Below are 13,543 nucleotides of genomic sequence, written 5' to 3' on the forward strand. Positions count from 1 at the left end.
ATTGATCATTGTATCGACAGGTTTGCGTACCTGATAGTGGCTAATTCACTCCCATCCACTGCTACAGGTGACATCGCGGGCCGGGTAGATTTTTCACCTGTCTCGCTATTTGTTCAATAACAAGACCCGTCCCCACTTCTCGCTCACCGACACCTTTAGCTCCCCCGATCTGGGCTCAAAGCGCTCACCAGTCAGCAAGTCGACCGCGACCTCGTTAAGCGTAGAATCCTTTAACTGAATATTTTGTGCTTGTTCCCCGCTGTTCAATAGGACCCACAAATGTTGCCCATTGTGCTCGCGCTCAAAAACAAAAATCTGTTTTGCATCGTCCGCCATGATAGTCCTGTAATTGCCAATCCGAAGCGCCGCATGCTGATTTCGGATATTGATCATTTTTTTATAATGCGCGCGTAACTCCTCGTTCACCTCTACGCTATCCGGACTCCTTTTACTACCGTCTGGATTGAATACTTCGTCTGCGTACTCTATATCAGACCAGACCATCGGCTTGCGGTCATCCGGGTCATTTGCGCCCCACATTCCCACTTCATCGCCGTAGTAGATCATCGGTGCGCCGACATAGGTCATCTGGAAAATCGCAAATAGTTTTTGCAATTGGCGCTCGGCACGATTGGGCTTTCGCACCTGATAGCCGGTATTACCCGCCGCCTGGGACAAATTGAAATATGTACCCCAATCCCGGAAACTGCCAATACCTCGGTTCACAATATGTGACCCGATGCGATTGGAGTCGTGACTGCCAAACAGGTTCTGCGTCACATAGGCTACGCCTTTCGGATATAGATTGCGCAGCCGTGCCAGCTCATGATCAAACTCCGAGGCGCTGATACGCGACGCCTCCGGGTGAAAGAAGAACTCCGCGCTGGTAAACGCAAAGTTGTAATTCATTTCACCATCAAATTCGTCGCCCTGCAGATACGGCTTGACCTTATCCGGGGTGTCGACAATTTCTGCAGTGAGATAGGCCTCAGGGTTGATGGACTTTACGTGCTGACGCCATTGCTTCCAGAAGCGGTGCCCAACGCAAAATGCTACGTCCAGGCGCCAGCCATCTATCCCGTGTTCACTGCCCTGCCCCTTTGGATTCATCCAGCGCTCGGTCGCGGCGAACACATAATCCCGGGGACCTTCGGCAAGGCCATTGATATCTTCGGCAAACTCCGGCAGCGACTTGACCCCGAACCAGCCCTCGTAATCAAACTTGGTACCGGCTTCCTCGTCATCCCAGGAGGTAACGGTGAACCAGTCTTTGTAGGGCGATGCTTGCTGGTTTTTTTTCAGGTCCTGGAACGCGAAGCTGTTGATACCCATGTGATTGAACACACCGTCAAAGATAATCCGCATACCCCTGGCGTGGGCCTGGCGGATCAACCGCAGTGCCAGCTCATCGGCCTTTGTCCATACCCAGGTGGCGGGATCGAGCGGGTTCTCCTTTGCCATCAGGCGACGGTCGCCTTCCGGGTCAGGCCCGAAGGTAGGGTCGATATGGTGGTAGCTGGCGCCGTCGTATTTGTGTAGCGATGGCGAATCGAATACCGGATTCAGGTAAATCGCATTGATACCCAGGTCTTGCAGGTAGTCCAGCTGGTCGATGATACCTTGCAAATCGCCACCGTAACGGCGGCGCAGAAGGTGCTTCCACAGCTCCTTATCACCGTTCTTTTTTTCATAGTCCTGCAACTCATACCAATCGCTGCCCCAGGGATGGACTTGCCAGTGCGCAACGGGCTCTTGCGGATCGGACCCCTTGATATCAGTCACACGGGGATCGTTTTCCGGGTCACCATTGCGAAAGCGCTCGGGAAAGATCTGGTACCAGATGGCAGACTTGCCCCATTCCGGGACAAATTCGCCCCGCGCATTCAGCTGGATCGGCTCGAGCGGCGTCGCATCAGACTGCGCTGGACAAAGCGCGTTGGCGGTGGCCGATAGGGCCAAGGCGATGATTAACCCAGACTGGGCAACGGCATTGACGGGCCCGGACTGGCGAAAAAATGGCAAAATTCGTGCTGGGGGCATGGCAGAAGGTCGCTCTGATTATCTTGGTTTACACAGGCTAGCGGGTGCGGGCCCGTCGCCATGGAGATAATTTTCCCCCCGCAACCCCCATATCTGCCTCCCCCTCACGGGGGGCATACCGGCTTAGGCGAAACCTTAAGGAGTACTTTGCCTATGGAACTGCCGCAGCGAAGGCATTCAATTACATCATGCGCCTGCGCGAACGAAAATTCGTGACCGATATGGGGGGCTGGTATTTCCAGTGCCTCACAGCCACTCAATACCTGGTCGAAAAGGCCTTGCTCCTGCCACAACCAGATAAGATTGAAGGCCAGTATTGATTTGTTGCTACTGATCATGTCCATCACATCGTAGCGCGGGCGTTTCAGATATAACCAAGCGGCCTTCAGCCAGTTGGGTTTGTCCCCCGGGGTAAACTCCGCCGCGCATTTCGGACATACGCAAGAAGAGCAGGAAAAGCCCTATGCGTCCGGTAATGGTACCGTTTTCTTGGATCGCATCTCTTGGGCACTGAGTTACCTCAACATGGCCAGTCTGGTGGAAAAGCCGAGCCGTGGCGTCTACAAGGCCGCACCGTCAGCAGTGTCTTATCTTGAAGATGATATGGCGTTGCGCGCTTTTGTGCGCCAGAAGGCTGCGGAACATACCGCGCGAAAACAGCGTGAGCGGTAGCAAAGTGAAGCGACCGACGTAAGCCCCATACTTACTGAGTCGACCGAACACCTGACGCCACTGGATACACTCAACGCCGCCTTCGACGCGATCCGCACCGAAACGCTGGAAAACATTCTCGACACCATCCTCTCCAAGTCGCCCTATGAACTGGAGAAGCTGGTGGTGAAGTTACTCGGGCGCATGGGCTACGGCGGGCAAATCAAGGATTCCGGCCAAGTCACCCAGGCGAGTAACGATGGCGGAATCGACGGCATCATCAAAGAGGATGTGCTCGGCTTTGGCCGCTTGCATATCCAAGTGAAACGCTATGCACGTGAAAACAGCGTAGGCCGGGAGGACATTCAGGGCTTTGTCGGCGCACTGGCCGTGGCGCAATCCAATAAGGGCGTATTTATTACCACCTCCAGATTTACCAGTGGCGCCAAAGAATATGCTCGCAGCCTTAACGGCAGTACCCATGTAGTGCTGATCGACGGCATGGAACTCGCCCGTTATATGTACGATTACGGGCTTGGCATGCAGGTCGAGCAGGTGATCGAGCTAAAAAAGCTTGACGCGGATTTCTGGGATGAAATGAAAGACGCCTAACCGGGCGTCTTTATCTCGCTGAGCCGTTGCGATTATTAGGTGCCAACTCGGCCATCCTGATAGCGCTTAAAGTTCTCCGCCTGCTCGAAAATTTCCTTGTAGACCTCATCGCGATCCACCGGCGGATAGCCGTGTTTCGCCAGCACCAAAATCAGGCCCACTTTCAACTCCGCCTTGATGTCATCGCGCTGGCTCCAGTCGGTGTATTTGGCCTTGTCATCCACCACGTCTTTCACCGCTTTGGACAACTCCAACAGCTGGTCTTCCGGGTAGCTGAAATCGTATTTAACGGCCAGTTTTTTCAGGATGTCATAGAAGGCTTTTTCTTCCAGATCAATGCCGAGATCGGTGAAGGATTCTTTCTCCCGCTTCAGCGCCTGGATCAGGTCAATAATTTCATCGGAGAAGTCTTCCAGCACCTCACTCACCAGCACATCGTCTTCCTTGCGCTCGTTGTAGTGATCCACCAGCTTGCGGAATTTCTCCGAGAAATCCATGCCCTTGGTTTTGTTAATCTTCTTGAAATCCTCAATCGCTTGCGCCAACAGCTTCTGCAGCAGCTTGATCTTGGTATTCGGCAGTTTGATTTTTTCAATCTTGGCCAGGTAGTCACCTGCAAAGATATCCGTCTCGCCGGATTCGTCTTCGCCCAGCTTGAAGATCTCTTCCACTCCATCGGCCTTCAGCGCCTCGGTAATCATCTCGCGCACCCGCGCGTTCATCTGCGCGACGTCCGGGGCATTACCTTTAGTAAGCTTGAACACGATGGAACGGACGGCAAGGTAAAAGTGAATCAGGTCGCGCTCGGCCTGGCTGATACGGTCTGAGCCGCAGCAGATGTCATAGGCGGCCTTGAGGCGCTTCACCAGCGCCATAAAGCGCTTTTCGATCTTGTCGGTGAGCTGCACATATTCGGCGGCCATATTCAGGCAGTTGAGCTGCTCCAGCGGGCTGCCGGTGAAGTAGGGTTGGCTGTCGAATTGGTGAAAGATCTTGTTCAACAGATCCAGGTGATCCTTGACCACAATCACCGACTGGGCGATCTCTTCGATATTCTGCTGATCGGCCTTGTTGTAGTGGGCCAGGGCCATATTCATCTGCTTCTTGATGCCGATGTAGTCCACCACCAGCCCCTTGTCCTTGCCCTCGTACTTGCGGTTGACGCGGGAAATGGTCTGGATCAGGTTGTGGCGCTGGATCGGCTTGTCGATATAGATGGTATCCAGGAAGGGCACATCGAAGCCGGTGAGCCACATATCCACCACAATGGCGATCTTGAAGTTGGACTTGGGGTTCTTGAACTGGCGGTCCAGCTCCTTGCGGTGTTCCTTGGTACCCAGCATTTCGTAGAGCGCTTTGTCGTCGTCCTTGCCCCGCGTCATGATCATCTTGATCCGCTCCATGGGCTTAATCTCTTTGCGCTCCCTGTCAGAGAGCGCCGCGCCCTCTTCCGCTTCCAGTACCTCATTCCACTGCGGCCTCAGCGCGACGACTTCCTGCCAGAAACGGTAGGCGATCTCGCGACTGCTGCACACGAACATCGCCTTGCCCTTGATAGTGGCGCCTTCTGCCAGACGCTGTTCGTAGTGGTGCACGAAGTCGATCGCCAGCGCGCGGATACGATCCGGATCGCCGAGGATCGCGTTCATATTGGCACTGGCTTTCTTGCTCTCCTCGATCTGGTAGTCGCTGGTGCCGGCCTCCGCGCACTCGGCGTAGTAGTCCTCGATCTCCTTGAGCTTGTCGTTGTCCAGCATCACCTTGGCAGCGCGGCCTTCGTAGACAATACGCACGGTGATCTCGTCCTTTACCGACTCGGTCATGGTGTAGCTGTCCACCACATCGCCAAACACGTCCAAGGTGGCGTCGATGGGGGTACCGGTAAAGCCCACATAGGTGGCATTGGGCAGGGAGTCGTGCAGGTATTTTGCGAAACCGAATGTGCGCTTGACGCCCTTGTCGGTGACGCGCACTTTCTGGTCCAGGTTGATCTGGCTGCGGTGGGCCTCGTCACTGATACAGATGACGTTGGCGCGCTCGGTCAGCAGCTCGGTGTCTTCGGTGAACTTGTGGATGGTGGTCAGGAATACCCCGCCGCTATTGCGGCCCTTCAGCAGTTGTCGCAGGTGTTCGCGGCTCTCCACGCTCACCACATGCTGGTCGCCGATATAGCCCTTGGCATTGGTGAACTGGCCGGAGAGCTGGTCGTCGAGATCGGTGCGGTCGGTAATCAGCACGATGGTGGGGCTGGCGAACTCCACGCTCTTCATCAGCAGGCGCGTCAGGAACAGCATGGTAAAGCTCTTGCCGCAGCCGGTGGCGCCGAAGTAGGTGCCGCCCTTGCCGTCCCCTTCCGGCTTTCGGTGCCGCAGGATGTTCTGGTACAGCCTGGTGGCGGCGTAGAACTGCGGGTAGCGACAGACGATCTTGTCTTCGCGCTTGGACACATCGGGGAAGTAGACAAAGTGGCGGATCACCTCGCGCAGGCGCGCCTTGTCGAACAGTCCCTCGATCATGGTGTGCAGCGCGTTGATGCCGTCCTGCTCGATGGTTTCATCCCCGGTCACCTTGCGCCAGGTGTAGAAAAAATCGTAGGGGGCAAACAGCGAGCCCATACGCGAGTTGACGCCGTCGCTGATCACGCACAGGGCGTTGTACTTCATCAGCTCGGGAATATCGCGCGCGTAGCGGGTGGTGAGCTGTTTCCAGGCGTCATAAATGGTGGCGTTTTCGCGGATGGCGCTTTTGAACTCGAACACCACCAGCGGCAGGCCGTTGATATACAGAATGGCATCGGGGATACGCTTTTCTTTGCCCTCGATTTCCAGCTGGTCGACCACCCGGTAGATATTGCGCTCCAGGTAATCCGGCAGCTTCTGCGCCACCAGGGTTTCTATCTCGTCTTCGGTGGGAATGCGCTGCTCCGGCAGACCGGCGTAGTCGATCAGCTGGATATACAGGTCTTTCTTGCTGCGGTCTTCGCGTTTAAGCAAGAACCCGTCCGCCACGCGCTTGTGGATGGTTTTGTTGCTGTCGTACAGATCGGCGGCGTGCAGCCGCTCCAGATCGATGATCACCTCCTCGATTTCCGCCGGGGTGATCTTGTCGTCCGCGTACCGCTCGGCGAGAAAGCGGCGCAGGTCTTCCTTGATCAACACCTCGGTGGGCGCGCGCTGCAGCTGGCCCCCAGGGGTATTGGGAAACCCCTGCTGTTCCAGCAAGGCGATGATCGCCTTCTCCAAATTGGCCTCGGTAAAACTCATTCACACTCGCCTTATAATTAATTTTTGCGGAATTAATATGGATTCAGCGCATCTTCAAACCATCGGTCACTTCTGCCAGATCCCGCTTGATCAACCCCCAGAACAAACAGCAGATAGCAGACAGCAGGTGGCGACATAGACCAACAAGGTAGTAACACTGCCGGAATATCCACAGGCCTAAAAATACCGCAGGTCACCCTTTTGTACCATGCCTGTGGAAATAGCTCTTATGGACTACGACGTACACACGGAAGCCGGCAAAAACTCGCCAAAATCATGCACTTCCGATACTCGGCAGGGTCTATCTCTAGTGAAAAATCGCAGTAGTCGATCTACCTCGGCAACAACATCAAAGCGCTCTATGATTTGCTTTACGCCATGCATTTGTCGGATCACATTGTTATTCAAATGGGTATCCCGAAGGGAATCAATGGCCGCTTCCGTCGCCTCAAGGTCCACCGCATGAATACCGGATCCCTGGCTCCGCCACCAGTGATCCCCGGCCAATAATTCACTGATCTGCTGGACCAGCTGATCCGCGCGCAGGTGATTAATGGCAATCCTGTCGAGATATTCATTCACCAGCCCTGCAAACCGCTTGCGGAGTCCGGACCCTGTGGAGAATCGTCCATCACAATACTCGGCAAACACTCGGTAAAAACATAAACCAACAATGTCCTCAGCCAATTTCTCCGGGCTAATTTCACAGGGACTGTTCTGAACTCTTCTATGGTGCCGCAAGGGAAGAGATACCTCTTCCATTTTTACAGACTTGTTTTTGACCATATGAATTGCGGCAATAAAATCGCTTCGTCTGGCGTGCGTCAAAAAACCGCCTCTCTCGATCAATGGCGACAAGTTGGGAACGTCAACCAGTAAAGAGAGATTAAGATACAGCGCTATCCCACCCCGCCTAACACTGTTACCGCCCTCTGTAGCATTCCACGCGTGCGGTGATGCCAGCAGCGGCCGGGTAATATTGGCCTGCTGGCTAAGATATTGGATGTCACGGAGAAACGCTCTGAAGCAGTCCGATACACATTGTCCCTTCGACGGTCCCACCAGCTGCCATGCAGCAGCGCGCTCCAAGTGATCGTAGCGAGCCGAGGAGAGATCGTAATAATAGTCACCCTTCCCACTGATCTCCTTGAGAGTACAAAGATCAAAAGAAAAGGTATTTTCGGGAGACTGGCGCGCAAAATGGTAGAGGGTATGGTAAATATCCAGTAACTGCGTGCGCAAAGAGCTGTAAAACGGCAACGCGGGCGCATCCGAATAAGGCGACACGATAATATCCGCAGCGGAATTTCGGCTTAACCGGCCAATTTTCCCCAGGAAATTTAGATTCTTTCTCTTCAGGGCACCACTTTCGATGGCGAGCGATTCGAACTGAAGGTCATCATCGAGAATTAAAACCCGACAATCTGCTCCCTGTTTCTTTGCCTCCTCCCAACAAAAAAAATGGAGCAGAGTTCTGGAAAACGCTATTGATTTTCGGCTTACGGAACCTAGCTCAAATACATCGCGGTACGGGAAACGGGAAAAACTCGCCCTCTGCTCAGCAAGGCCGACAACCCGGGCGGTAAATCCTTGCGGCGCGAACTCCTGCAAACAGGTTTTGACCTCTTCTTCGCAACGCCCATTAGTCAGCACCACATACCGACACATCCCCGCAAACTTCGGCTCCCGACGAATCTGCCGGGCCAGCGAGGCTATTTGGTTTTTGACATTGCGCGCACAGGACGAGGTCACACCAATCACCAACCTTATCGGCGGCTCATCCTCATAGCTTTGGTAGCACTCGACTTCCTGCCGTGCTGCGGGAAAACTCTGTCTGCGGTAGCCGAACAAGCGCTCGGCACGCTCCAGCGATGCTTGCCGGGTTTTTGCATTCATGCGCGGCGCGTACTTTTCATAGAAGAGATCCAGCCCCCTGCGTTTACCCTCGCGACAGAGAGTAACCCGCTCGTTTTGATGGGCGTGGTGGCGCAGCAGTGCTTCGTCGTTAACCAGGATGTCTTGACCACGCGATCTGCTCACTTCCAGCACACGAATCGCAAAGTCCCGATCCTGGGTACTGGGCATAGATTCATCGTACCCACCCGCGCGCCAAAAGGTCTCCGCATGGACGAAGGTGTTGCTACCCTGCCAGCCGGGGTTGCCGATAAAGAATTTTTCCAGAGTTAAATTTTTCGCAGAAATCCGCACCACGCTGTCCACACCGGATTCATGACGGTGGAAGGCGGACACTACCGCCGCCACGCCAGCATTGGTCGCGGCCACCCGCCGACAACAGCGGGCCAGGTATTGCGGGTACCACTCATCGTCATCGTCGAGAATCGCAAAATAGAGCGGGGCGTCCGCCGGACGATGTTTCCAGGCGGCGTGGGCACCACTATTCCAGGCCCCACTACCGGAACGGCCTTGCGTTCGCGTATTTCGGATCACCTCGGTTTTGAACCAGTGATCCGGCACGCCATCGGGAAACTTCTGCGCAAAAAACGTTTCACGGAGCTGCTTTACTCGCCGCCGGATCGCGAGATACTCCTCCTCACACGCATTGTCGTCTACCACGTAGATACGCCAGGGACTGGCATTTACCTGCGCGTACACGGAAGGAAGTGAGCGCTCGATCAACAGGTCAGTACGCCGCATGGAGGTGGCGATAATCACGGCAACACAAACGCTCACGATGCGGCCCCCACAGCACGGAACCGTTGCTCATGCCCATCGTCCGATAAACCGCATGCGGCCAGATCCAGGCCAAAATAGGCATGTAGGGCGGATAGCTGACTGGCTGGAGACGCCAGATGGATACTCTGCACGGCGGTACCTTGCGAAAAAATGCGTAGTTCATTCCCTTTAAGAAACAGGAACTCATCCCCAACAACCTGGGCGTATCTCAGCCCGGTGCTGAACGGGTAGGTAATTTCGCCATTGAAGCGCCGTGCAATTGCCGACTTCACGGTAGATTCCCGCTCCAGCTTCAGGGGTATGCTGAGCGAAAGGCGCTCGCACCCCTGCTTGATCTGATACACATCCAAATACCCTTCGCGCAGCCGTGTCTGAAACACGATGCCATAAGCCGCATAGCAAATTTCACGGTCTGCGGGGAATAGCCGGATACTCGGCCATCCATTGCCCACATCCGCAAAATAAACGCCGTCTTCCAGGGCAAGCGCCAGTACTCGGTGGCACAACTGGTTGTTGATGCGGGCAGTATGCAAGCGTGCGTTCACGCCGGCGGAGCGCAAGCGCGCCTGGACGGCCATTACTTTGTCGGAGCAGGTGCCGCCGCCCAGCGCGTAGGATGGGCGGCACAATCCCAGGTAAAACAGGTTGTGGAAAGGCGTGGCTCGAAACTCTTCCAGCACCCATTGTTCGATGGCCACGATCGATACAGCGCGCGTACTCATGAATGGGCAGCTCCGCGCCGATCGATAATGTCATCAAACACCGGATACGCGGAAAAATAGCCGTTCTGCTCCAGCCTCTCGCCGGCAAAACGGGCGGCAAAGTGCTTGCGCCAGATGTCTCGCAACGCGTCCCGTTCCTTTCGGCCGTGCGCGCGCAGATGCGCAACCACCAGCGCGCGCATGCCGCTCCCCACATCACAGGAGGTTTTGCGGCGCGAGGTAATTGGCTCTGGCAACAGCGCTTTGACGGCTTCGCGCAACACCACTTTGTTGCCGCGCTGGTGCTCGTCCCGCCGGTAAAGATCGTCGTACTCGAGCGCCAATGCCCAAGCGCAGATGGCACGATCCAGAAACGGGCAGCGGGTCTCGATGGCGTGCGCCATGCCGGTCAGGTCGACTCGGCGCAACTCGGTGGAACGCAGGTCGGCCAAAAGCTGATCGCGGGTCTCCCGCCAAGGATCGTTACGGCGGTAGTAATGGTAACCACCAAATAACTCGTCGGCGCCCTCGCCCGACAACACCACCTTCAGGCCATCTTCACGGGCCGCCTGCGCCAGCAGGTAGGTGCAGATACCATTGCTGATAATCGATGGATTGTAGCTTTCGGTGACGTAGACCAGCCGGTGGATCAGCCGTGTCAGCGCCTCACCGGTGGGCAGGGGCAAGTAGCACACATTGCGGAGTTGCAGGTGCTCAGCCAACACCCGCACATAGCCGTCATCTTCGGCACCGGGTGCACTCAGACAGTAATAGCGCGCATCGGGACGCTGGCGACTGACCAGGGCAGCAATCGTGGAACTATCCAGGCCGCCACTCAGAAATACACCGACCGGTTCATCGTCTGCCGGCAGGCGTTTCGCCACGGCCTGCTCCAGCAGCATACGCAGCGCGCGGGCCTTTTCCTCGCTGGCCGGTGCAGCCGAGACAGGAGTCGTGCTGACGCTCGAATCCGGCGCCGCCGCCAGCAATGGCGTACAGCGGCCGGTATCCAGGTCGATCTCACTGACACCGGAGGGCAGTGCCACAAATTCGTCGACCTGATCGAGCGCCTTGAGTTCGCTGGCGATAAACCGCTCGCTACCCGAGCGCCCCCAAAACAGCGGTTTCTTGCCCACGGCATCGCGCAGCACCAATACGCGCTGTTCCCGTTCGTCGACGACTACACCAGCAAAGAAACCGTCCAGCTCCGCCAGGGCGGCCACGCCGAGCTTGTCCAGCAGTGCCGGCACGATATGGCAATCGTTGCTGGACGCGAGCGCTAACTGGTGGCGCGCGCGCAGGTCGTCGGCGTTGTAGATCTCGCCATTGATCGCCGCCACGAACTCACCGTGGCGGTAAGGCTGCTGCCCGGCCGCAGTTTTGTCATTGATTGCGAGCCGGGCAAAGCCCAGGCTGAGCGTGCCGTTATGACCGGAGCGATGCCAGCTGTACTGCGCATCCGGGCCGCGGTGGGCGAGCCGTTGCAGGCAGGTTGGCAAGCGCTCACTGGCAGCGGGGCCATACAGCAGCACTAGGCCGCACATGGCGAATCTGCCCGCAATGCCAGATCACCAGACCAGGCCAGGAAGCGCTCGAACAGCGCAAAGTATTCCTCCAGCAGCGCCAGGCTGATGGATTCATTGTCGCGATGGATACGCGCCGCGTAATCGTTGGGCCCAAACCCGATATACAGGCTGCCTGCCGGGAGATTTTCGATCAGCGGGCAGGCGCCGAATTTGGACAGGGTGTGCGTCTCGACCCGCGCCCTGCCCTCGAACAAAGTCTGGTTAAGGGAAGCCACCAGCGGCGCGCCGTCATCGCGGCATAACGCGTCCCCCTGCTGGAATATCAGGGGCACGCCATCGCGGTAGTAACCGGTTTCCTCCAGGCACAGGGCGTTGTGCAACGGCGCCAGTAGCGCGGGAAACAGCTGGTGCGCCAGAGGGGCGCCGACCTCCTCCTCGCCCTGAATCAACCAGAGCATATCCGGCAGCGTATCACCCCGGGCGATACACGCCTCGATCACCGCCAGCCGGGCCAGCAGTACTGCCTTGTTATCGGCGATGCCGCGCCCCCACAGGCGGCCGTCCCGCTGGGTGAGCTGAAACGGTGGCGACTGCCATTCCTCTTGTGGCCTTACCCGCTCCACGTCGTAGTGGTTGTACAGCACCAGCGGCGCCGCGCCGGTATCGCCGCGCCGGGCCACCAGCAGTGGCTGATCGGTCTGCGCCGCGCCTTGCACCTGCACATCAAATCCCAGCGCCAGCAGGCGCTCGCGCAGATAGATCACCGCCGTGCGGTTGGCCTGTGCGTTCCCGGCCACGGTTTCCAGAGCGATAAAATTGCTCAGCTCATCCAGGTACTGCGTCAGCACGGGTTACCTCTTGAAAAAACAGATCAAAGCGGCGCGTCAGTTCTGCCGCGCTGTGGGCAACGCCGTCGCAGACGGCAATACCTTCAAAGTCATCGTGGTCATTGGTGTAGCGGCACATCCGCTTGAAATCCGGATGCCCGCTGTAATGCACGGTCAGGAAGGCGCGCTTGCACATACTCAGGAACAGCGCGGGGTTAAACGGCATCAGATCGCGGCCGATATCGATACACACCAGCCGGCCGTCGCCGGTGCGGCGGAAGTTCTCCGCCTTCACGTTGCTCAGGCAACAGCCGACGGCGCGCATCGCCCGCAGGAAATCCACCATCTGCGACTCAAGTCCGCCGCTATAGGGTGCCGAGGCAAAGGCCGGGTAGTGGATCACCAGATACTCTCCCCGGTGCACCTGGAACGGCGGCACCGGAGCGGCGTGTTGCGGCGCCTGTGCCAGGCTGCGGGCGATAGCGCTCAAGTGGGTAAACAGCAGCATGGTGAAATCGCTGCGGTGGAACAGCTTGTAAATACGCTCGCCACTGCGGAACACCGTACCCTCTGAGCCGCGCCCGAGGCATTCCGGCGCGCCGCTGGCCAGACTGTCGGCAAAGGTGGCGCGCAGGTAGTCGCACAGTTCGGACGGGCGCCCGGTGCTGGTCTCTATGCCGCCATACGCAGGCAAATCCCGGTGACCCAGCTCCTGTAAAAAATCGCTTAGCGTCTGTGGATTTGGACACACGGCGATGGTGTCGTCGCGGCGCCGATCCAGCGTCAGGGATTGCAGGCGGGTATGCCAGCCCTCATCGCCCGCGCAGGCGATGGGCTTGCGTATCTGCCAGGCCAGCGCAATCTCCGACAGGGTGCCGGAACCGCCGTCCAGGGCAACGACCCCGTCACAGGCCGCCATCAGCACCGCGTTGCGCGCCACCCCCAAGCCTGTGGGCAGCGCGATATCGATATACGGGTTAGCTTCGGTTTTGCTGTAAGAGGGCAAAATGCCGATCACATCGCCGGGCTGGTAGCGGGCCGAACTGCGCGCCCCGCGCGCCGCCTGCTCCATCACCCCGCCCATGCCGCCGTTGATCAGGCGGCAGCCGCTGTCGATCACCAGTTTGCCCACCTGAAAGGCAAGCGCGCACTGTGCCTCACTCAGCTGATTGCTGGCCGATCCCACCACTGCGATCTGCAGACGATGGGTACTGCTTGAAGTACTCATC

Annotated in this window: 10 protein-coding genes; 3 read left to right on the top strand and 7 right to left on the bottom strand. The window is 57.2% G+C overall.

Translation table 11 applies throughout. From position 1 onward, the window contains the following. Positions 1–105: 105 nt before the first annotated feature. Positions 106–2,040 (bottom strand): glycoside hydrolase family 13 protein, encoded by a 1,935-nt coding sequence (locus tag GTQ55_RS17075; RefSeq protein WP_161859811.1) that lies wholly within the window; start codon positions 2,038–2,040, stop codon positions 106–108. A 188-nt stretch (positions 2,041–2,228) separates the two neighbouring features. Between GTQ55_RS17075 and GTQ55_RS18070 the strand changes: the two genes are divergently transcribed. The 3 genes from GTQ55_RS18070 (at position 2,229) to GTQ55_RS17085 (ending at position 3,303) form a co-directional block, all read left to right on the top strand. Further along, complete coding sequence (locus GTQ55_RS18070) at positions 2,229–2,360, top strand: hypothetical protein (RefSeq protein WP_272927887.1); 132 nt, start codon at positions 2,229–2,231, stop codon at positions 2,358–2,360. Positions 2,361–2,439: 79 nt separating this feature from the next. Continuing rightward, positions 2,440–2,712, top strand: coding sequence for a winged helix-turn-helix domain-containing protein (locus GTQ55_RS17080; protein WP_161859812.1), 273 nt, complete (start codon positions 2,440–2,442; stop codon positions 2,710–2,712). Between the two features lie 162 nt (positions 2,713–2,874). Beyond that, positions 2,875–3,303 (top strand): restriction endonuclease, encoded by a 429-nt coding sequence (locus GTQ55_RS17085; protein ID WP_202620644.1) that lies wholly within the window; start codon positions 2,875–2,877, stop codon positions 3,301–3,303. 35 nt (positions 3,304–3,338) lie between these two features. On the opposite strand, the gene GTQ55_RS17090 is transcribed toward GTQ55_RS17085, so the two are convergent. From GTQ55_RS17090 to GTQ55_RS17115, 6 genes are all read right to left on the bottom strand, one after another. Continuing rightward, positions 3,339–6,566 (bottom strand): type I restriction endonuclease subunit R, encoded by a 3,228-nt coding sequence (locus tag GTQ55_RS17090; RefSeq protein ID WP_161859813.1) that lies wholly within the window; start codon positions 6,564–6,566, stop codon positions 3,339–3,341. 234 nt (positions 6,567–6,800) lie between these two features. Continuing rightward, positions 6,801–9,257, bottom strand: a complete 2,457-nt coding sequence (locus tag GTQ55_RS17095; protein WP_161859814.1) for a glycosyltransferase family 2 protein — start codon at positions 9,255–9,257, stop codon at positions 6,801–6,803. Continuing rightward, positions 9,254–9,982 (bottom strand): hypothetical protein, encoded by a 729-nt coding sequence (locus GTQ55_RS17100; RefSeq protein ID WP_161859815.1) that lies wholly within the window; start codon positions 9,980–9,982, stop codon positions 9,254–9,256. Before GTQ55_RS17100 ends, GTQ55_RS17095 begins: the two co-directional genes overlap by 4 nt. Continuing rightward, positions 9,979–11,505: an asparagine synthetase B family protein gene (locus tag GTQ55_RS17105; RefSeq protein WP_161859816.1), complete on the bottom strand. Its 1,527-nt coding sequence runs from the start codon at positions 11,503–11,505 to the stop codon at positions 9,979–9,981. Before GTQ55_RS17105 ends, GTQ55_RS17100 begins: the two co-directional genes overlap by 4 nt. Beyond that, positions 11,493–12,335 carry a M20/M25/M40 family metallo-hydrolase gene (locus GTQ55_RS17110; protein ID WP_161859817.1) on the bottom strand — a complete coding sequence of 281 codons (843 nt, stop codon included), beginning with the start codon at positions 12,333–12,335 and terminating at the stop codon, positions 11,493–11,495. Before GTQ55_RS17110 ends, GTQ55_RS17105 begins: the two co-directional genes overlap by 13 nt. Then, positions 12,313–13,542 carry a TIGR00725 family protein gene (locus tag GTQ55_RS17115; protein ID WP_161859818.1) on the bottom strand — a complete coding sequence of 410 codons (1,230 nt, stop codon included), beginning with the start codon at positions 13,540–13,542 and terminating at the stop codon, positions 12,313–12,315. The genes GTQ55_RS17110 and GTQ55_RS17115 overlap by 23 nt, the downstream gene beginning before the upstream one ends. Between the last annotated feature and the right edge of the window lies 1 nt (position 13,543).

The sequence above is a fragment of the Microbulbifer hydrolyticus genome (assembly GCF_009931115.1).
Classification (GTDB): Bacteria; Pseudomonadota; Gammaproteobacteria; order Pseudomonadales; family Cellvibrionaceae; genus Microbulbifer; species Microbulbifer hydrolyticus.

Coding starts and splice junctions, on each gene's coding strand:
- GTQ55_RS17075 (WP_161859811.1), bottom strand. CDS start 2,040: ATGCCCCCAGCACGAATTTTGCCATTTTTTCGCCAGTCCGGGCCCGTC.
- GTQ55_RS18070 (WP_272927887.1), top strand. CDS start 2,229: ATGCGCCTGCGCGAACGAAAATTCGTGACCGATATGGGGGGCTGGTAT.
- GTQ55_RS17090 (WP_161859813.1), bottom strand. CDS start 6,566: ATGAGTTTTACCGAGGCCAATTTGGAGAAGGCGATCATCGCCTTGCTG.
- GTQ55_RS17100 (WP_161859815.1), bottom strand. CDS start 9,982: ATGAGTACGCGCGCTGTATCGATCGTGGCCATCGAACAATGGGTGCTG.
- GTQ55_RS17105 (WP_161859816.1), bottom strand. CDS start 11,505: ATGTGCGGCCTAGTGCTGCTGTATGGCCCCGCTGCCAGTGAGCGCTTG.
- GTQ55_RS17115 (WP_161859818.1), bottom strand. CDS start 13,542: ATGAGTACTTCAAGCAGTACCCATCGTCTGCAGATCGCAGTGGTGGGA.